The sequence below is a fragment of the Vreelandella venusta genome (genome assembly GCF_044809155.1).
Lineage (GTDB): Bacteria > Pseudomonadota > Gammaproteobacteria > Pseudomonadales > Halomonadaceae > Vreelandella > Vreelandella venusta_B.
This window is the reverse complement of the sequence record NZ_CP085241.1, coordinates 2,041,160-2,058,718: the sequence shown is the minus strand read 5'-3', so window position 1 is coordinate 2,058,718 and position 17,559 is coordinate 2,041,160. Positions and strand designations below refer to the sequence as shown.

The window sequence follows — 17,559 nt, the reverse complement described above, 5'->3', positions numbered from 1 at the left end:
CGAGCTTAGAGAGCCAAGGTCTCGCGCAGGTGCTTGAATAGCTTGCGCGAGCTGGTTGGCGGCTTGCCTTGCTCGCGCTCTTTTCGTGCATTACGCACTAGCTGGCGCAACGTCTGGCGGTCGCCATTAGGGTGCTCGGCAAGAAACAGGTCAACGCCGTCATCGCCTTCGTCGATTAAGCGGTCGCGCCATTTCTCAAGACGATGAAACGCATGGTCGCGCTGCTCTTTCTCTTGTTCAATGCCGTCAAATACCCCTTGAATAGCGACGAGGTCCTCTTTGCGAATAAGTTTGCCCACGTACTGCATGTGGCGTCGGCGCCCTTCATGGGAGCGAATGCGCGAGGTTTCCTCGATGGCCCGCAGCATGTCATCCGAGAGCGGAAAGCGCGCCAATTCTGCGGGCTTCATGGCAATGAGTGTTTCACCAAGTGCCTGAAGTGCATGCATTTCTCGCTTTAGCTGAGATTTACTTGGGCGCTCTTCCTGTTCATCACTATCGAAGGGTTCGGGGCGTTGCTTCGGCATACTAGAACTCACTGATCAGATTCGTTTGCAGCATTATATCAGCTGCGACAACAACATTGATTCGCCAATGCGATTCTGGCGAAAAGGAGGCCACAATATGGCACAGGCATTTGATGCAACCTCACAGCAGGCGCTGTTAACCACGCGCGCGGAAGAAGCGCTGGCGTTGGCCAAGCAACTCGGTGCCGATGCAGCCGAAGTTGGCGCCAGTGTCGATCAAGGCGTGGGCATCAGCGTGCGCCTAGGTGAAGTGGAAACCGTTGAGCTTTCACGGGATCAGGGAATTGCCGTTACCCTGTATGTTGGTCAGCGCAAAGGCAGCGCCTCTTCGTCTGATGCAAGCAGCGCCTCTATCAAAGCGACTGTGGAAAAGGCCCTGGCGATTGCCCGCTATACGGGAGAAGACTCCGCTGCTGGCTTGGCAGATACTGGCCTGATGGCAACCCATCTGCCCGATTTAAAAGTGCATTATCCCTGGGCGCTAACCACCGATGAGGCAATTGAAATAGCCCTGGCTTGCGAACACGCCGGTCGGAACGTGGCGGGTATTCATCAGTCTGAAGGGGCGTCGCTCTCTAGCGGTGAAGGCGTGCGCGTCTATGCCAATAGCCATGGCTTTTTGGGAACCCAAAAAGGCAGCAGCCATTCGCTCTCCTGCATGTTAATCGCTCAAGATGAAAATGGCATGCAGCGAGACTATGACTATACATCGGCACGCAACCCAGGTGAGCTGCGCGACCCTGAGAGTGTAGGCCGCGAAGCAGCTGCTCGCACGCTCCGCCGTTTAGGGGCGAAACGTCCGCCAACAGGCACCTTCCCTGTGCTATTTGATCCAACGCTGGCTAGTGGGTTGATCGGTCACTTGATGGGCGCATTAGCGGGTGGGGCGCTCTATCGTCAGGCGTCATTTCTGTGCGATAGGTTAGGGACGCCGCTATTCCCAAGCTGGTTTAATTTAGAAGAGAAGCCGATGGAGGTGGGCGCTACCGCAAGCTCACCCTTTGACGGAGAGGGCGTGCAGACTCGAGATAACCGCTTTATTGACCAGGGCAATATCGCAAGCTATATGCTCTCGTCTTACAGTGCCCGCCGTTTAGGCATGCAAACCACCGCTAATGCTGGCGGTGCACGTAATATTCGGCTGGTGACCCCGGCCACTAGCCGGGAGGCGCTGTTAAAGGAGATGGGGCGTGGGATTTGGGTGACCGAGTTAATGGGGCAGGGCGTTAATGGCGTTACCGGTGACTATTCAAGAGGGGCCGCAGGTTTTTGGGTTGAAAATGGGGAAGTGCAGTACCCCATTGAAGAGTTCACCATTGCTGGAAATCTTAACAGCATGTTTGCGGGCTTGGTGGGCGTGGCTGATGATACGGATACCCGAGGCAGCATTCACACCGGCAGCTGGTTAATTGATGCCATGACCATCGCTGGCAGCTAGTTTCAGCGGATAGCTGCTAGAGACTGCCGTTACTGATCCTCATCAAAGCGCGCATCGAACAGGCGTTGGATAGCTTCCAACGCCTGTTCAGCGTCCTCGCCCTCGGCAATGATTTTTAACTCGGTACCGCAAGGGGCTGCTAGCATTAGCAGCGACATGATATTGGCCGCATCTGCCATCTGTTGCTGCTTGTAAACGTAGATGCTGGCGGAATACTGTTGCCCACACTGGACTAGTTTAGTCGCCGCTCGCGCGTGTAGGCCGCGCTGATTGGTAAGGGTTAACGTTCGTTCTGGCACCCTGGATCCTTTTTGCCGAGTGGTGTCGTCTTTGTTGGTGAAGTACGTTTTAGACGTTATGGTTGGTCAGGTTTGATCAATTCTGAAGAAGATTGCTTCGCCGGCTGTTCGCTAAGGGTGTATTGAAGTCCCAGCTCTCTGTGCCTTAGCTGTACTTCCCCTATAGTTTTTACGAGCCTTTGGGCAAGCTCCTCCACCATATAAACAGAGCGGTGTTGACCGCCTGTGCAGCCAATGGCGACGGTCATATAGCTTCTCTGACTATTTTGGTAGGCCGGTAGCCACTTCTCTAGCCAGCTATAAATATCGTTACTCATGGCATCGACAATAGGGTAGCTGTTGAGAAATGCCACAATATTTGCGTCTCGGCCGGTATATTGTCGTAATGTCGGATCCCAATAAGGGTTAGGTAAACAGCGAACATCAAACACGATATCGGCATCTAGGGGGACGCCACGCTTATAGCCAAAGGACTCAAACGTCAGGGTGAGGCTATCACTATGCTGATGGGCAACTTGGTCAGTAATACGGCGACGTAAATCGTGTACTGACAGGCGAGAAGTGTCGATCATCAGGTCAGCAAGGTCACGGATCTCTAACAGCGTTTCTTCTTCTTTATTGATTGCTTCCTCTAGCGTCATATCGCTATCACGAGTTAGCGGATGACGACGCCGAGTGGCGGAGTAGCGTTCCAATAAAATTCTGGCATCGGTCGTCAGGTAAATGACCTGGAAGCGTATATGCCGTTGTTTGAGTTCTTCAAGTAGTGATGGCAGCTGCTCAAGGGCAGTGGGCAAGTTACGGGCATCGATACTCACCGCTAAATGCGTACGCCCACCCTGAACACGCAGCTCGTCTACAAGAGAGCCAAGCAGCATCGCGGGTAAGTTATCGATGGCGTAATAGCCAAGATCTTCTAAGGCTTGTAAGGCAATAGATTTACCGGATCCGGAACGGCCGCTAATGATCACCAGTTGCATAGGTTTTCTCTTGGGCTGCCAAAAATAAGTGGAGACTCAACAAAGAGTCAGCAGCTAGCGTGAAGTAGATGCTTAATGCGCGGATTTCTCACGAATTTTAGAGGTGATAAGTTCAAGAAGCTCACGCTGGCTTTCGCTTTTGCGCAATTGCTGGCGCGTATCGGCCTCATTCATGATGGTGGCAACTTGCCCAAGCAGCGCTAGGTGAGTGTCGTCAGCCTCTTCTGGTACCAATAAAACGAAGACCAAATCGACCGGGTCTCCGTCAATGGCATCAAAATCGACCGGTTCAGCAAGTTTTAGAAAGCCAGCAATAGGTGCACTGCAATGCGGGCTGCGTGCATGGGGGATGGCAACACCGTTGCCTATCCCCGTGCTTCCCAGGCGTTCGCGACCGATTAAGCGGCTAAAGACTTCCTGGCTATCAAGGCTAGGGGTGTTTTGGGCAATAAAGGTGCTGAAAAATTCCAGCACCCTTTTTTTGCTGCCCCCGGGCACGTCGTAAAGAACGCGCTCCGGGGGAAGTATGGTTTCCAACGACATTGAATTAACGCACGCCAGCGCCTTGGGCGCGAGCTTGTGCTTTTTCCTTGTGTTTAACGAGTTGACGATCGATTTTATCTGCTAAGGCGTCAATAGCAGCATACATATCATTGTCTAACGCCTCGGCATGTAGGTCAGCCCCGGCAGCGTGCAGCGTGCAGGCAGCTTGCTGGCGCTCTTTTTCAACAGATAAGGTCACTTGTACTGTCGTAATGTTGTCGTAATGCCGCTCAACGCGCGCTAGTTTTTCATTGACGTAGTCACGCAAGGCGTCAGTCAGTTCTACATGATGACCAGTGATGTTTACTTGCATTGACGTGCTCCTTATCCATGGGACTGTACTTCGATTGTAACCCTTTTTGCGCTATTGCAAAGCCCTATAGCGGTGTTTCCTTGTTTGCTAACGTAAACGGCGCCGTTCGCTGGAGGAGGGAATGCCCATTGACTCTCGATATTTAGCGACTGTGCGCCGAGCAACGCTAATCCCGCCTGATTCTAAAAGTGCTACCAAACGGCTGTCAGAGAGCGGTTTGCCGGGTGGCTCCTCTTGAACCAATTTCTTAATCCGTGCGCGGATGGCGGTGCTGGAGTGGCTATCGCCACCCTCCTGGCCGCTTACCTGGCTGGAGAAAAAATATTTAAGTTCAAATACGCCGCGAGGCGTATGAATATACTTTTGGGTGGTCACCCTGGAAATCGTGGATTCATGCATTTCTACGGCTTCGGCGATATCCGCTAGGATTAACGGTTTCATTGCTTCTTCGCCATGCTCTAAAAAGCCAATTTGGCGCGTGATAATTTCACGGCCCACCCGCAACAGCGTGTCATTACGGCTAGAAAGGCTTTTAATCAGCCAGCGGGCTTCCTGCAAGTGCTCTTTAAGAAACTGGTTGTCTTGGCTTTTATCTGCACGCTTGATGAGGCTGACGTAGTCTGGCTGAATGCGCAGCCGTGGCAACGCTTCCGGATTAAGCTCCAGGTGCCAGCCTTCGTTATCATGCCGTACGACTAAGTCTGGGGTTATGTAGCTGTCGTCGCTATCGCCATAGGCACTGCCGGGGCGCGGGTCGAGGCTGCGAATGAGGCGAATAACGTCATCAAGCTGTTCATTGTCTAGACTTAGCCGCCGCTTAAGCAGTCGTAAATCGTCTTTGCCTAGCGCCTCAAGGAACTGGCGCACCAACCGTTTAGCGGGTACTAGAAACGGGGTTTCCTCTGGTAGTGTGGCGAGCTGAAGCATGAGGCATTCGCGTAAATCCCGCGCAAAAACCCCCGTGGGTTCGAATTGCTGCAAGCGCAATAGAGTATTTTCGACTTCACGCTGGCTTAGGCTATCGAGGCCCTGGGCTTTTAAGCCCTCACGGATATCGTTAAGCGGCTGTGTAAGGTAGCCGTTGGCATCTAAAGCGTCGATTAAGCTTTCGGCAATAGCGTGCTCTCGAGGCGAGAAGTCGGTCATCGCCAGCTGCCAAAGGAGGTGACCATGAAGGCTTTGGCCCGCTGCTTGGCGCTCAAAGTCAGGCCCTTCGCTGGCACCGCCTACGCTGCCCATGTCTTGATAAGTATCTGACCAGTCACTATCAACGGACAGTTCGTTGGGGATACTTTCGGCCCATTCTGCCTCTGGCGTTTCGGTGACTGCCTGCTCGCCAAATTCATCCTCTTGTTCCAGCATGGGATTAGCATCGAGCGCTTGCTGAATTTCTTGACGCAGGTCGAGTGTAGAGAGCTGAAGCAGCGCAATTGCCTGCTGCAACTGGGGTGTCATGGTGAGCTGTGTGCCGATACGCAGTTGAAGAGAAGCTTTCATGACCATCTGAGAACCACTCGTTAATCAGAAAGCTCCACCCTAGTGCGAGTTATCCTCTGGCGCAAGAGCAATAAGCATGCCATGAAAAGTTATTAGTCGGTAGGCGCTTGTTTATAGGCGGAAATCAGCCCCAAGGTAAACATCGCGCACCTTCTGATTGTCGAGAATGGATTGCGGGTCACCGCTGGCAATGATTTGGCCATCGCCGACGATGTAGGCAATATCGCAGATATCAAGCGTATCCCGTACGTTATGGTCGGTGATGAGTACACCGATATGCCGCTGCTTGAGCGCGCGTATAATCGTTTTGATATCACCAACGGAAATAGGGTCTACCCCTGCGAACGGTTCATCTAGCAGAATAAATGCAGGCTCTGTTGCCAGGGAACGGGCAATTTCAACGCGTCGGCGTTCGCCGCCGGATAGGCTCATGCCTAGGTTGTCGCGGATATGGGTAATATGAAAATCTTCAAGTAACGACTCTAGACGCTGTTCTCGGGCATCGCGGTCAAGCTCCTTTCGCGTTTCAAGTATTGCCATGATGTTATCGGCAACGGAAAGCTTACGAAAAATAGAGGCTTCCTGGGGCAAGTAGCCAATGCCTGCGATGGCCCGTTCATGCATGGGTGCGCGGGTGAGGTCTAAATCATCAATACCTACCTTGCCAGCGTCAGACTTCACCAGGCCGACAATCATGTAAAACGAGGTGGTTTTACCCGCACCGTTCGGGCCGAGTAGCCCCACAACGCTGCCTTGAGTAATCTCTAGGTTAATATCTTTCACCACCCGGCGACGCTTATAGCTTTTCGCCAGGTGATGAGCATAGAGCGTTTTTACCGGAGCAGTGTCGTTAGTTGCCATGGAGCTGGTGGTTGTCACAAATGAACTCCCTATTGCGAGGGCTGTAGTGTCATGCGTATGCGCTGAGACTCGCTTCCATCAATATCAGAGCGTGCCTGAACCACTTCTCGGTCGATGAAGTACTCTAAGCGTCCCCCTTGGAAGCGGTCGCCTCGCTGGGTGAGTTCTGCTTGATCAATGAGTTCAACCCGGCGTTCAGCGACATGATAGATAATGCGGCGTGCCCAGCCTTCCATGGGTGTCTCTTCATCTTCGAGCTGATTACGCAGGTAAGCACGCTCGCCTGTTGCGGTTGCTCGAGCCAGTTCGCCAGCATCATTACGCTGAATCTCGACGCGTTCTCCGCGTAGCTGCATTTCGCCCTGGCGGATGTTTACATTGCCGCTATAGATTGCCGTGCCTGCTCGCTGATCAAGATCTAAGCGGTCCGCTTCAACTTCAACAGGGGCTTGTGTTGTTTGGGCAGCCGCCGAGAGCGGCACCGCCAAGGCTAAAAGCGCGATGCGGATTAAGACGTTCATAGCGACTCCTAAGGCGTTTGATTGGCGGGCGGATGGGTGCCGCGCACATTATCAGTTAAGCGAACCTGGCTTGTGTCAAGCCACATATCCATACGTAAGGCACTGATTTGCTGAGGTGGCTGCTGAAGCAGTGCCGGTGCCTCGCTCCATGCGTGGCGAGTCATGCCGTTATAGTGTAATGACTCTGTATCCAGCTGCCAGCCTTCATCAGGTGCCAGCAGCCTTGCCGAGCCTGTTAACGTGAGCACGTGTGTATCCGTATTGAGCGTGCCAGCGTTAGCGGTGGCTCGCCACTCCCTCTGTTCACTATCAAAAATTGTCGCTCGGGGCGAGGTGGCTTGCGTTATGGCTTGCTGGGGCGTGTGAACTAAATAGGGCGTTATCAACGATTGTTGAATCGCCCCGGTTTCGCCAAATAAAGTGATTTCAGCGTTTTCTAGAACATGCCCCGGTTCTTCGGCTTGAGCCTCAGGGTCTGGGGGAATGTCTTGTGGACCACGGGGGTCTATCCACACCAGCAGCGTACCCAGAGCGACCACCATCCCGGTCAGCCAGACGCGCTTTTTAACCCGCCGGGCCATTACGAATGCCTGTGCAAATAGGTGTCCATCACGGCATCCCAGTGGCCTTGTGACATCAGCAGCGTATCGCAGATTTCACGCACCGCGCCGTGTCCACCCAGGCGGTCGGTGATCCAATCCGCGTGAGTGTGCATGTAGTCAGGAGCATTGGGCACGGTAATGCCTACCCCAGAGCGCTTAATAGGCGCCAAATCTGGCAGATCGTCGCCACAGTAGGCAACCTGTTCTAACGTGATATCCAGGCGTTGGCAGAGCGCCTTCAACGTGCCGAGTTTATCTTCACAGCCTTGATGGACATGGGTAATGCCGAGTGACGCCGCGCGCTGGCTGACCATAGAAGAGTCTCGGCCGGTAATCAGCGCCACATGAATGCCTACGCGTTTTAATAGCTTTAGGCCGTGGCCGTCCTGGGTGTGAAACGCCTTAATCTCAATGCCGTCCGCTTGGAAGTAGAGGCGGCCATCGGTCAATATGCCATCAACATCAAGGGCTAGTAGACGAACACGACGAATGCGGTCAAGTAGAGCATCAGGTAGGGCCATAGAGCCTCCTATAAGTGTTTAATGGCGATTAAATTACGCCGCTGGATAAAAGGTCATGCATATGTAGGGCGCCAATCGGCCGCTGCTGGTCATCGACCACGGCGAGTGCGGTGATACGGCTTTCCTCCATAATTCGGACGGCTTCTGCCGCCAGTATGTCTGGGCCAATGCGCTTGCCTGGACGTGTCATGACCTCATCTACACAGATTTTTCGCAGGTCATGAAATTGATCGAGCGTGCGGCGTAGGTCGCCATCTGTAAATACGCCTACTAAACGTCCTTCGTTATCGACGACGCAGGTGAAGCCTAAGCCTTGCCGGGTGATTTCCAGCAGGGCATCGCGTAACGGGCTACCTAGCGTCACTTGGGGCAGGCGAGCGCCATCATGCATAACGTCTCTTACGCGCAGTAGCAAGCGTTTGCCTAAGCTGCCGCCCGGATGAGAGAGCGCGAAGTCTTCAGCGGTGAAGCCGCGAGCTTCTAAAAGCGCGACGGCCAGCGCATCCCCGAGGGCAAGCGCTGCGGTAGTTGAACTGGTAGGCGCCAGATCGAGCGGGCAGGCTTCTCGTTCAACGCCGCTGTCGAGGTGAGCATCGGCATGTTTAGCCAGCGTCGAACCGGGGCGGCCGGTCATGCTGACCAGGGGGATGCCGAGCCTTTTAAGCAGTGGAAGCAGCGCGGTGACTTCAGCTGTTTCGCCAGAGTTGGAGAGTGCCAATACCACATCGGCACGTGTGATCATGCCAAGGTCGCCGTGGCTAGCTTCTCCGGGATGAACAAAAAAAGCAGGCGTGCCAGTGCTGGCAAGAGTGGCAGCTAGCTTGCCAGCAATATGACCAGATTTTCCCATGCCGGTGACCACAACTCGGCCTTGGCAAGCCAGTATTAGCTGGCAGGCATGGTCGAAGCCTTCGTCAAGCTTTGCCTGTAGGCCCCCAATGGCGGCTTGCTCAATTTGCAGGGTGCGCAGCGCACTTTCACGCAGCTGGCTGGGTGTCGAGGGGGGCTTGCGCATGGTGCTGATCGTCTCTTTAACGTTTAGACATGAATAGGCAAGAATAACATCTCGTTGCACTTTAGAGGTAAAGCGCTGCATCGCTAAGTTGCTTAAATAGTGGGATAGCCTGGTGCAATTCACTGGGGTGGCGGCAGCCAGTGCGGCGGTTACTGCACGCTGTCACTCAAGATAGTGTTAGGATACGATGTTCGATAACATTTAGAAAACACTGTTTCTTTAACATTAAGTTTTCACTATGCAGTGCGCAGTGCTCTTATACTAACCCGCTATAATGCGGCGGCTTTGAAGGTTAATCAGCCTATGACAGATGTTCCCTTCATAGAAATTGAAGATTTGTACTTCTCTCGAGGAGAGCACGATATTTTCCGAGGGGTCAATATGACGATCCTGCGGGGAAAGGTGACGGCCATCATGGGCCCCAGCGGTACGGGTAAAACGACGCTGCTTAAGCTGATTGGCGGCCAGCTGACCCCCGACCGTGGGAGAGTCTTGATTGACGGACAAGACGTTCATCGCCTGTCGCGGAAGGCGCTGTTTGCGCTGCGCAAGCGAATGGGCATGCTGTTTCAGAGCGGCGCGCTCTTTTCTGACCTTGATGTGTTTGAGAATGTAGCGTTTCCCCTGCGGGTTCATACTGACTTACCTGATGCGATGATTCGTGACCTGGTGCTGCTCAAGCTTCAGGCCGTGGGGCTTCGTGGGGCGCGCCAGCTTTCGCCTGCCGAGCTTTCGGGGGGGATGGCGCGGCGTGTGGCGCTGGCCCGGGCCGTAGCGCTAGATCCTGAGTTGATCCTCTATGATGAACCATTTGTAGGGCAAGACCCGATTTCAATGGGCGTGTTGGTGCAGCTGATCAAGCGGCTGAATCAGGCGTTATCACTGACATCGGTGGTGGTTTCTCACGATATAAAAGAGACGCTAAGTATTGCCGATTATCTCTATTTGATCGCTGATGGGCAGGTGGTTGCCCATGGTACGCCACAGACGCTGGATGCCAATCAGGATCCGCGCGTTAGCCAGTTTATTCATGGCGAGCCAGATGGGCCTGTGCCATTCCATTATCCCGCTGAGAGTTTCTATCGCGATATTCTCGGGCAGGCTTCGGTCACAAGGGCAGGGTAAATGCAGTCAAAACTCAAGCAAGGCACCGCTTATATTATCCGTTTAGGTCGCAAAGGGTGCGATGCAATGGAGGCGCTAGGTCGTGCGGGCGTTTTTCTAGCGCAGTCTGCAGTGGGCATTCCGTCCCGGGAGGGGTGGAGCCTTTGGTTAAAGCAAGTGCACTTTGTCGGTGTTCTATCGCTTGCCATTGTGCTGGTGTCGGGCCTTTTTATCGGTATGGTGCTGGCGCTGCAGGGCTATACCATTTTGGTCGATTTTGGTGCTGAGCAGGCGCTGGGTCAGATGGTTGCGCTCTCGTTACTGCGAGAGTTGGCACCTGTGGTGGCGGCTCTGCTGTTTGCCGGGCGGGCAGGGTCGGCATTAACCGCTGAAATAGGCCTTATGAAGGCAACCGAGCAGCTGACCAGTATGGAAATGATCGGCGTCGACCCGCTGCGCCGGGTTGTGGCACCACGCCTGTGGGCTGGCTTTGTGGCGCTGCCTATTCTCACCGTGGGTTTCAGCGTAGTGGGGATATGGGGAGGCTATTTAGTCGGGGTTGAATGGCTGGGCGTTTTTGAGGGCTCCTACTGGGGCAACATGCAGGCCAGCGTGTCATTTATCAATGACATTGGGAACGGCATGATCAAAAGTGTCGTATTTGCGGTGGTGGTGACCTGGATTGCAATTTTTCAGGGTTACGATCTCATACCGACCTCTGAAGGAATTTCCCGTGCCACCACGCGCACCGTTGTGTATTCATCGCTAGCCGTCTTGGGGCTTGATTTTGTACTAACCGCCGTCATGTTCGGCGGCCTTTAAATGGGTGGAGCAGTGTCATGAAGCGCACTAAAACCATGGAATTTGGCGTTGGCCTCTTTATGCTAGCGGGTATTTTGGGGCTTGTGTTTCTGGGCTTGCGAGTCAGCGGCCTTACGCTGTCAGCTCCTTCCGAGACGTTTCAGCTTGATGCCAATTTTTCCAACATCGGTGGCTTGAGGCCGCGTGCCCGCGTCACCATGGCGGGCGTAACCGTTGGTCGAGTTGAAGCCATCGAGCTGGATACCGAGTGGTACGACGCTCGCGTTGTAATGAGTTTGAATAGCGAGCTGGAGGGGCAGCTTTCTCAGGATACGACAGCCGCGATTCTAACGGCGGGCCTGTTGGGAGAGCAGTATATTGGACTCAGTGTTGGGGGTGACCCTGATGTGTTGCAAGACGGCGACACCATCCGCGATACCCAGTCCGCACTGGTCCTGGAAGAACTAATCCAGCAATTTGTATCCAATATGGTCAGTAATTAACGGTTCAAGACGTTCCGTTACACCGTCTGCACATGCGACGCTTAGAATGAAGAGGTGTATATAATGCAGCACATCAATAGAGTACCTGCTCGCTGGCTATTTGTTTTGGTGATAACCGCGATGATGTGGTTACCCATGAGCGCCCAGGCTCAGTCCCAAACCCCTGAGGCCCTTGTACGTGAAAATGTAAGCGCTTTCATGGCTGAGCTGGACGGTAATGAGGCGTACTTCGCTGATAATCTTGATGAGCTGAAAGCCTTGGTTAACGACAGCCTTGATGAAGTGGCAGACTTTCGTTACATCGGTGCCAGCGTAATGGGGAGCTACTTCCGCAATGCAACGCCAGAGCAGCGCAGCCGCTTCGCCAACGTCTTTCGTCAAACGCTGATCGATACCTACACTCGCGGGCTAGTAACCTTTGATTATGATGAGCTTCGCGTGATGGACAATCAGCGTGGACAGCGTTACGAAGACCAAGCCAGCGTCGATATGGAAATCATAGCGAATAATGGTCAGGTTTACCCAGTGAGCTATAGTCTTCGGCTTTCGGATGGTGAGTGGCGCGTGGTAAACGTGATTGTGAATGGGATTAATTTAGGTTTAACGTTTCGCAACCAATTTGACCAAGCCATGCGTGAAAACAATCGCGACTATGATGCGGTGATTCGTGGCTGGTCGCCCGAGATTGGGGTTGACGAGCTAGAGCAGGGGGGCGATGCGTGACGCTGCTACTGTCACAGTCGAGCGTTTCCCTTGAAGCACACGGGCACACGCTTAAGGTACGTGGAGATGTGGATGTAAACGCAGCGGCCGAATTGGCCGCTGCAGGCGTTAAGTGGCTAAAAGCCAGTGCTATAGACGAAACAGCCTTTGATTTTACTGATGTTTCTGTGGCCAGCAGTGTGGCGATCAGCGTTCTTTTTGAGTGGATGCGAACTTGTCATCGCCAGCAAATTGCTATCGCCTCCATTTTGCTCTCGGCACCCCTCATGCGGCTAGCGTCTCTCGCAGAGCTTGATGAGTTGATTGCTCACCCGGATACCGCGCTGAGTACATAGACCAACATCGCCAAGCGTGCTGCTTTTCTTTATCATGTTTGCCAGTCTTCATTATTTAAATGACCCCAAGGAGTTTCCAGTCCCATGCATCCCAATGAAGTAAAAGCACTGCTCGAATCCCGCATCGAAGGATGTGATTTTCATATCCAGGGTGAAGGCTGTAATTTTCAGGTGATTGCGGTTGGTGAAGCCTTTGATGGTCTCTCTCCTGTTAAACGTCAACAGCTGGTTTACGCAGCATTAAGCGACGAAATCGCCTCCGGCGCGCTTCACGCCATCAGCATCAAAACGTTTACTCCGGCGCAGTGGCAAACTGCTCCGGAGAACGCCCAATAACGGGCGCGCTTATGGATAAATTAATTATTACCGGAAACGGTTCAGTTGATGGTGAAGTGTGGGCAAGTGGTGCCAAAAACGCGGCATTACCAATCCTATGCGCTAGCTTACTGGCTGATGGCCCTGTCATTATTGGCAACTTACCCCACCTTCAAGATATTACCACCACCCTCGAGCTGCTCGGGCGAATGGGGGTTGAGCCGGTGATGGGCGAGAAGCTCAGTATCCAGCTAGATGGCTCCCAGGTCACTCAATGCCATGCCCCTTATGAGCTGGTTAAGAAAATGCGGGCGTCTATTTTAGTGTTGGGGCCACTGCTCGCGCACTTCGGAAAGGCCGATGTGTCTCTGCCTGGCGGTTGCGCTATCGGTTCTCGCCCAGTTGACTTGCATATTCGTGGCTTAGAGGCGATGGGTGCGGAGATCCACGTCGAAAGCGGCTACATCCGTGCCAGCGTCGATGGCCGTCTAAAAGGTGCCACCATCTATTTCGATACCGTGACCGTAACCGGTACTGAAAATCTGCTGATGGCGGCGACCCTTGCCGAGGGTAAGACCGTTCTTGAAAACGCAGCGCGAGAACCTGAAGTGGTTGATCTTGCGGAATGCTTGATCAAGATGGGCGCCAATATTCGTGGTCACGGTACCGACACGATCGTTATTGAGGGTGTTGAGTCGTTGAATGGCTGCGAGCATGACGTGATGCCTGACCGCATTGAGACGGGCACCTTTTTAGTCGCCGCAGCCATGACAGGTGGCCGGGTTAAAGTGAAGCGTACCCGTGCGGATATCCTCGAAGCGGTGCTCGCCAAGCTCGAAGAGGCGGGTGCTGAGATAACCACAGGCGACGATTGGATTGCCTTGGACATGCACGGCAAGCGCCCTAAGCCGGTTAATATTCGAACCGCGCCTTACCCAGCCTTCCCTACCGATATGCAGGCACAGTTTGTGGCCATGAATGCAGTGGCTGACGGGGACTCGCGGGTAGTCGAGACTATTTTCGAAAACCGCTTTATGCATGTCCAAGAGCTGAATCGTATGGGGGCCAATATTGTGCTTGAAGGTAATGCGGCCCTCATTAAAGGTGTCGATAAGCTTTCAGGCGCCCCGGTAATGGCGACGGATCTTCGCGCCTCGGCATCGCTAGTGATTGCGGCGATGATGGCGGAAGGCGAAACCCTCGTTGATCGTATTTATCATATCGACCGGGGCTACGAGTGTATTGAAGAAAAATTGCAGCTGCTGGGTGCGAAAATTCGCCGTATTCCCGGCTAAGCCATGCTATTAACCATTGGCCTATACAATGAGCAAGCAACTAATTTTAGCCCTTTCTAAAGGGCGTATCCTGGACGAAACGCTGCCGCTTTTAGCAGATGCGGGTATTACCCCCGCAGAAGATTTAGGTAAAAGTCGCAAGCTGCTATTCGATACCAACTTGCCTGATGTAAAGCTTGTCGTTATTCGCGCAACCGATGTACCTACCTACGTTCAACTCGGTGCGGCTGACTTAGGAATTGCAGGCAAGGACGTGCTGTTAGAGCACGGCGCGGAAGGGCTTTATGAGCCGCTAGATCTTGATATTGCGCGATGTAAGTTAATGACGGCGGGCGTAACGGGAGAGTTCCCCGCCCGAGCCCGTCGCCGAGTAGCCACTAAATTTGTCAACGTGGCGCGCCGCTATTACGCGGAGCAGGGTATACAGGCAGAAGTCATCAAGCTGTATGGCGCGATGGAGTTGGCCCCGCTGATGAACTTAGCGGATGAAATCGTTGATATTGTCGATACGGGAAATACGCTGCGTGCTAACGGTATGGAGCCTCGTGAATTGATTGCCCATATCAGCACGCGGCTAGTGGTTAACAAAGCGTCCATGACCATGAAGCATGATCGAATTAAGCCCTTGCTGGCTCGTTTGGACAGTGCGGTTAAACAACGCCAGACCCAGTTGATTGAATGACGCGAGGTTCTTCATGAGCGATAAGTCCAAAGCCACTATAGCCCGCCTCTCAACGGTCGATCCGGCGTTTCACCAACGCCTTGACGCCCTGTTGGACTGGGAGGGCGTGTCTGATAAAGCAGTGCAAACGCGGGTTGAAGAGATATTAGCCGATGTGAAGCAACGCGGTGACGCGGCAGTTATTGAGACCACGAATCGTTTTGATCGGATGGATGTTCAGCATATCGATCAGCTTCGTGTCTCTGCCAAGCAGCTAAAGGCGGCGTTTGATGGGCTGCCTGACCAGCAGCGAGACGCACTGGCCGTCGCTGCTGAACGAATCAAGCGTTATCACGAGCGCCAGAAGCCTAGCTCTTGGCAATATGAAGAAGCCGATGGCACGGTGCTAGGTCAAAAAGTAACGCCCCTAGATCGTGCGGGTATTTACGTGCCTGGCGGTAAAGCGGCTTACCCTTCCTCGGTCTTGATGAATGCAATTCCTGCCCATGTGGCGGGGGTTCGCGAGATTGTCATGGTCGTGCCAACGCCAGATGGCGTATTAAATAATCTGGTATTGGCAGCCGCCCACCTGGCAGGAGTTGATTACGTCTTCACCATTGGTGGCGCTCAGGCGGTGGCTGCGCTTGCTTACGGCACGCAAAGCGTTCCACGCGTAGATAAAATTGTCGGTCCTGGCAATATTTACGTCGCAACGGCTAAGCGCGCGGTCTTTGGGCAAGTCGGTATTGATATGATTGCTGGGCCTTCGGAAATTATGGTGGTTTCTGATGGGCAGACGGATCCAGATTGGTTGGCGATGGACTTGTTTTCCCAGGCGGAGCACGACGAAGATGCCCAGTCCATATTGGTAAGCTGGGAAGCTGAGCACTTGGATGCAGTGGAAGCCGCTATTGAACGTTTGCTGCCTACGCTTGAGAGAGCAGATATCGTTCGCGCGTCTCTCAGCCGTCGTGGAGCATTGGTGCTTTGTCAAGATCAAGCCGAAGCCGTCGAGATGATTAACCGTATCGCGCCAGAGCACCTTGAGTTATCGGTAGCATCGCCGGAAGCTTGGCTGGATGAGATTCGCCATGCAGGCGCGATTTTCATGGGTCGCTATACCGCAGAGGCGTTGGGTGACTATTGTGCGGGTCCTAATCACGTACTGCCTACGTCGGGCACTGCGCGCTTTTCATCGCCATTGGGTGTGTACGATTTCCAGAAGCGCTCTTCAATTATCCACTGTTCTGCCCAGGGAGCATCGGAGTTAGGTAAGGTAGCGTCGGTGTTGGCACGGGGAGAGTCCCTGACCGCTCATGCGCGGTCAGCGGAGTATCGCATTCTAGACTAAGCGCGCAACGCATGTAGCGCCAGGGTTGGCTCAAGAGCCGCTCTGGCGCTCGCTTAACGTGGCATTATCAGGTACCGGCCGCTCACCTACTTCCAGCGTCATTTCCATGACTTCCCCGCTACGGACGATGGTCAGTGGTAGTGAGGTGCCAGGCGGAATTGAGGCAATATCGCTCATTGTGGTGCGCGCATCCAAGATTGCTTGGCCATCAATTGAGAGTAGTACGTCGCCAGGTTGTAAGCCTGCTTTGGCTGCGGGCCCCCTGTTGACAACCCCGGCGACGATGACTCCTTGAGGCGTCCGTAGACCAAACGATGCAGCAAGCTCACGGGAAAGTGCCTGAGCTTCAATCCCTAGCCAGCCGCGAATAACGCGCCCTTGTGTTACTAGCTCGTTAAGAATGCTATGCGCTAAATTGGCGGGAATCGCAAAGCCTATCCCCTGAGACCCTCCCGAGCGAGAGAAGATTGCCGTATTAATGCCGACTAGCGCGCCATCGGGATTCACTAGAGCGCCGCCAGAGTTGCCGGGGTTAATGGCGGCATCGGTTTGAATAAAGTCTTCGTAGGCATTCAATCCGAGATGGCTTCGCCCCGTGGCGCTAATAATGCCCATGGTGACGGTTTGTCCGACACCAAACGGGTTGCCGATGGCTAGCGCCACATCGCCGACGGCAACATTCTCGGAGTTGGTCAGCTCAATAACGGGCAGATTGTCGAGGTTAATGCGCAGAACCGCCAGGTCGCTTTCTGGGTCGGTGCCGACAACCTCAGCCAGAGTTTCACGACCATCACGCAGGGCCACTTGAATTTGGTCGGCACCATTAATGACGTGATGGTTCGTCAATACGTAGCCATCCTGGCTGACGATGACGCCAGACCCCAGGCTGGAAAGCATGCGTTGATGAGTCGTTGCGTCATCTCCACTGAAAAATTGTTGAAAAAAGGGGTCCGACATGAGCGGATGTTGGTCGCGCTCAACAATGCGAGATGAATAGATGTTAACGACCGCAGGGGCTGCTTGATTAACGGCGTTTGAGTAACTCGCCGGACCCTGGTTGCGAGCCAGCGGCTCGGCCTGACGTATTTCTGGTGGCGGTCGATTGGTAGGTTGCTCGCTACTGGTTGAGACCAGTGAAGGCGGCGTCTCAACAGGGGTGGTCGATGCCTGCTGAAAGGGGTTGGGAATTTTTTCAGGAAAAGCTAATAGTGCCAGAGCGGCCACTAGTAATCCGGTTATGATTGGCCATAAATAGGGCAGCACAAAACGGTGCATGCGTAAATTCCTCAGCGGGTGGCAGTCTTAATTGTCGCGAGGTTCGCGTAAGCGCGATGCGAGTTTTACAATGGGTACA

General features: G+C 53.7%; 22 protein-coding genes. 10 read left to right on the top strand and 12 right to left on the bottom strand.

Annotation, left to right across the window (positions count from 1 at the left end):
- Nucleotides 1–5: 5 nt before the first annotated feature.
- On the bottom strand, nucleotides 6–527 hold the full coding sequence (gene yjgA / locus LG301_RS09725; RefSeq protein ID WP_404470939.1) for a ribosome biogenesis factor YjgA: 522 nt from the start codon (nucleotides 525–527) through the stop codon (nucleotides 6–8).
- 97 nt (nucleotides 528–624) lie between these two features.
- On the opposite strand from yjgA, the gene pmbA reads away from it, so the two are divergent.
- Nucleotides 625–1,965 (top strand): metalloprotease PmbA, encoded by a 1,341-nt coding sequence (gene pmbA, locus LG301_RS09720; RefSeq protein WP_404470938.1) that lies wholly within the window; start codon nucleotides 625–627, stop codon nucleotides 1,963–1,965.
- Between the two features lie 29 nt (nucleotides 1,966–1,994).
- On the opposite strand, the gene LG301_RS09715 is transcribed toward pmbA, so the two are convergent.
- The 10 genes from LG301_RS09715 to LG301_RS09670 form a co-directional block, all read right to left on the bottom strand.
- Nucleotides 1,995–2,264 carry an HPr family phosphocarrier protein gene (locus LG301_RS09715; RefSeq protein WP_263068270.1) on the bottom strand — a complete coding sequence of 90 codons (270 nt, stop codon included), beginning with the start codon at nucleotides 2,262–2,264 and terminating at the stop codon, nucleotides 1,995–1,997.
- Nucleotides 2,265–2,320: 56 nt separating this feature from the next.
- Entirely contained in the window at nucleotides 2,321–3,244 is a 924-nt protein-coding gene (gene rapZ / locus LG301_RS09710) for an RNase adapter RapZ (protein WP_404470937.1), read from the bottom strand.
- A gap of 72 nt (nucleotides 3,245–3,316) precedes the next feature.
- Complete coding sequence (gene ptsN, locus LG301_RS09705; protein ID WP_404470935.1) at nucleotides 3,317–3,787, bottom strand: PTS IIA-like nitrogen regulatory protein PtsN; 471 nt, start codon at nucleotides 3,785–3,787, stop codon at nucleotides 3,317–3,319.
- Nucleotides 3,788–3,791: 4 nt separating this feature from the next.
- Nucleotides 3,792–4,100, bottom strand: coding sequence for a ribosome hibernation-promoting factor, HPF/YfiA family (gene hpf / locus LG301_RS09700; RefSeq protein ID WP_263068273.1), 309 nt, complete (start codon nucleotides 4,098–4,100; stop codon nucleotides 3,792–3,794).
- Nucleotides 4,101–4,187: 87 nt separating this feature from the next.
- Nucleotides 4,188–5,603 carry an RNA polymerase factor sigma-54 gene (locus tag LG301_RS09695; RefSeq protein WP_404470934.1) on the bottom strand — a complete coding sequence of 472 codons (1,416 nt, stop codon included), beginning with the start codon at nucleotides 5,601–5,603 and terminating at the stop codon, nucleotides 4,188–4,190.
- A 105-nt stretch (nucleotides 5,604–5,708) separates the two neighbouring features.
- Nucleotides 5,709–6,458 (bottom strand): LPS export ABC transporter ATP-binding protein, encoded by a 750-nt coding sequence (gene lptB, locus LG301_RS09690; RefSeq protein ID WP_404475222.1) that lies wholly within the window; start codon nucleotides 6,456–6,458, stop codon nucleotides 5,709–5,711.
- Nucleotides 6,459–6,487: 29 nt separating this feature from the next.
- A complete protein-coding gene (gene lptA / locus LG301_RS09685) occupies nucleotides 6,488–6,979 on the bottom strand; it encodes a lipopolysaccharide transport periplasmic protein LptA (protein ID WP_404470933.1) in 492 nt (163 codons plus the stop codon).
- An 8-nt stretch (nucleotides 6,980–6,987) separates the two neighbouring features.
- Complete coding sequence (gene lptC, locus LG301_RS09680) at nucleotides 6,988–7,560, bottom strand: LPS export ABC transporter periplasmic protein LptC (RefSeq protein ID WP_404470932.1); 573 nt, start codon at nucleotides 7,558–7,560, stop codon at nucleotides 6,988–6,990.
- The gene (locus LG301_RS09675) at nucleotides 7,560–8,102 is read right to left on the bottom strand and encodes a KdsC family phosphatase (RefSeq protein ID WP_404470931.1); all 543 of its coding nucleotides are present in this window, start codon (nucleotides 8,100–8,102) and stop codon (nucleotides 7,560–7,562) included. Before LG301_RS09675 ends, lptC begins: the two co-directional genes overlap by 1 nt.
- A 28-nt stretch (nucleotides 8,103–8,130) precedes the next feature.
- Nucleotides 8,131–9,117 carry a KpsF/GutQ family sugar-phosphate isomerase gene (locus LG301_RS09670; protein ID WP_404470930.1) on the bottom strand — a complete coding sequence of 329 codons (987 nt, stop codon included), beginning with the start codon at nucleotides 9,115–9,117 and terminating at the stop codon, nucleotides 8,131–8,133.
- A gap of 303 nt (nucleotides 9,118–9,420) precedes the next feature.
- Between LG301_RS09670 and LG301_RS09665 the strand changes: the two genes are divergently transcribed.
- The 9 genes from LG301_RS09665 to hisD all read left to right on the top strand — a co-directional run bounded on the left by LG301_RS09665 (nucleotide 9,421) and on the right by hisD (nucleotide 16,205).
- Nucleotides 9,421–10,242 carry an ATP-binding cassette domain-containing protein gene (locus LG301_RS09665; RefSeq protein WP_404470929.1) on the top strand — a complete coding sequence of 274 codons (822 nt, stop codon included), beginning with the start codon at nucleotides 9,421–9,423 and terminating at the stop codon, nucleotides 10,240–10,242.
- Complete coding sequence (mlaE, locus tag LG301_RS09660; protein WP_404470928.1) at nucleotides 10,243–11,043, top strand: lipid asymmetry maintenance ABC transporter permease subunit MlaE; 801 nt, start codon at nucleotides 10,243–10,245, stop codon at nucleotides 11,041–11,043.
- A gap of 17 nt (nucleotides 11,044–11,060) precedes the next feature.
- Entirely contained in the window at nucleotides 11,061–11,525 is a 465-nt protein-coding gene (gene mlaD, locus LG301_RS09655) for an outer membrane lipid asymmetry maintenance protein MlaD (RefSeq protein ID WP_404470927.1), read from the top strand.
- Nucleotides 11,526–11,588: 63 nt separating this feature from the next.
- Nucleotides 11,589–12,248: a phospholipid-binding protein MlaC gene (locus tag LG301_RS09650; protein WP_404470926.1), complete on the top strand. Its 660-nt coding sequence runs from the start codon at nucleotides 11,589–11,591 to the stop codon at nucleotides 12,246–12,248.
- Nucleotides 12,245–12,583, top strand: coding sequence for an STAS domain-containing protein (locus tag LG301_RS09645; RefSeq protein ID WP_404470925.1), 339 nt, complete (start codon nucleotides 12,245–12,247; stop codon nucleotides 12,581–12,583). The genes LG301_RS09650 and LG301_RS09645 overlap by 4 nt, the downstream gene beginning before the upstream one ends.
- An 84-nt stretch (nucleotides 12,584–12,667) precedes the next feature.
- Entirely contained in the window at nucleotides 12,668–12,919 is a 252-nt protein-coding gene (locus tag LG301_RS09640; RefSeq protein ID WP_263068288.1) for a BolA family protein, read from the top strand.
- An 11-nt stretch (nucleotides 12,920–12,930) separates the two neighbouring features.
- Nucleotides 12,931–14,193, top strand: a complete 1,263-nt coding sequence (murA, locus tag LG301_RS09635; RefSeq protein ID WP_404470924.1) for a UDP-N-acetylglucosamine 1-carboxyvinyltransferase — start codon at nucleotides 12,931–12,933, stop codon at nucleotides 14,191–14,193.
- A gap of 28 nt (nucleotides 14,194–14,221) precedes the next feature.
- Nucleotides 14,222–14,875 carry an ATP phosphoribosyltransferase gene (gene hisG / locus LG301_RS09630; RefSeq protein WP_404470923.1) on the top strand — a complete coding sequence of 218 codons (654 nt, stop codon included), beginning with the start codon at nucleotides 14,222–14,224 and terminating at the stop codon, nucleotides 14,873–14,875.
- 13 nt (nucleotides 14,876–14,888) lie between these two features.
- Nucleotides 14,889–16,205 (top strand): histidinol dehydrogenase, encoded by a 1,317-nt coding sequence (gene hisD / locus LG301_RS09625; RefSeq protein ID WP_404470922.1) that lies wholly within the window; start codon nucleotides 14,889–14,891, stop codon nucleotides 16,203–16,205.
- Between the two features lie 30 nt (nucleotides 16,206–16,235).
- Here the strand turns inward: hisD and LG301_RS09620 are convergent, their stop codons facing one another.
- Entirely contained in the window at nucleotides 16,236–17,480 is a 1,245-nt protein-coding gene (locus LG301_RS09620; protein WP_404470921.1) for a Do family serine endopeptidase, read from the bottom strand.
- Nucleotides 17,481–17,559: the final 79 nt, after the last annotated feature.

What these genes read in the sequence shown, in the direction of transcription:
- ptsN (WP_404470935.1), bottom strand. Translation starts at nt 3,787, where the DNA reads ATGTCGTTGGAAACCATACTTCCCCCGGAGCGCGTTCTTTACGACGTG.
- LG301_RS09640 (WP_263068288.1), top strand. Translation starts at nt 12,668, where the DNA reads ATGCATCCCAATGAAGTAAAAGCACTGCTCGAATCCCGCATCGAAGGA.
- LG301_RS09675 (WP_404470931.1), bottom strand. Translation starts at nt 8,102, where the DNA reads ATGGCCCTACCTGATGCTCTACTTGACCGCATTCGTCGTGTTCGTCTA.
- hisD (WP_404470922.1), top strand. Translation starts at nt 14,889, where the DNA reads ATGAGCGATAAGTCCAAAGCCACTATAGCCCGCCTCTCAACGGTCGAT.
- LG301_RS09665 (WP_404470929.1), top strand. Translation starts at nt 9,421, where the DNA reads ATGACAGATGTTCCCTTCATAGAAATTGAAGATTTGTACTTCTCTCGA.
- hpf (WP_263068273.1), bottom strand. Translation starts at nt 4,100, where the DNA reads ATGCAAGTAAACATCACTGGTCATCATGTAGAACTGACTGACGCCTTG.
- LG301_RS09670 (WP_404470930.1), bottom strand. Translation starts at nt 9,117, where the DNA reads ATGCGCAAGCCCCCCTCGACACCCAGCCAGCTGCGTGAAAGTGCGCTG.
- yjgA (WP_404470939.1), bottom strand. Translation starts at nt 527, where the DNA reads ATGCCGAAGCAACGCCCCGAACCCTTCGATAGTGATGAACAGGAAGAG.
- hisG (WP_404470923.1), top strand. Translation starts at nt 14,222, where the DNA reads ATGAGCAAGCAACTAATTTTAGCCCTTTCTAAAGGGCGTATCCTGGAC.
- LG301_RS09620 (WP_404470921.1), bottom strand. Translation starts at nt 17,480, where the DNA reads ATGCACCGTTTTGTGCTGCCCTATTTATGGCCAATCATAACCGGATTA.
- lptC (WP_404470932.1), bottom strand. Translation starts at nt 7,560, where the DNA reads ATGGCCCGGCGGGTTAAAAAGCGCGTCTGGCTGACCGGGATGGTGGTC.
- LG301_RS09650 (WP_404470926.1), top strand. Translation starts at nt 11,589, where the DNA reads ATGCAGCACATCAATAGAGTACCTGCTCGCTGGCTATTTGTTTTGGTG.
- mlaD (WP_404470927.1), top strand. Translation starts at nt 11,061, where the DNA reads ATGAAGCGCACTAAAACCATGGAATTTGGCGTTGGCCTCTTTATGCTA.
- mlaE (WP_404470928.1), top strand. Translation starts at nt 10,243, where the DNA reads ATGCAGTCAAAACTCAAGCAAGGCACCGCTTATATTATCCGTTTAGGT.
- LG301_RS09695 (WP_404470934.1), bottom strand. Translation starts at nt 5,603, where the DNA reads ATGGTCATGAAAGCTTCTCTTCAACTGCGTATCGGCACACAGCTCACC.
- rapZ (WP_404470937.1), bottom strand. Translation starts at nt 3,244, where the DNA reads ATGCAACTGGTGATCATTAGCGGCCGTTCCGGATCCGGTAAATCTATT.
- pmbA (WP_404470938.1), top strand. Translation starts at nt 625, where the DNA reads ATGGCACAGGCATTTGATGCAACCTCACAGCAGGCGCTGTTAACCACG.
- lptB (WP_404475222.1), bottom strand. Translation starts at nt 6,458, where the DNA reads ATGGCAACTAACGACACTGCTCCGGTAAAAACGCTCTATGCTCATCAC.
- lptA (WP_404470933.1), bottom strand. Translation starts at nt 6,979, where the DNA reads ATGAACGTCTTAATCCGCATCGCGCTTTTAGCCTTGGCGGTGCCGCTC.
- murA (WP_404470924.1), top strand. Translation starts at nt 12,931, where the DNA reads ATGGATAAATTAATTATTACCGGAAACGGTTCAGTTGATGGTGAAGTG.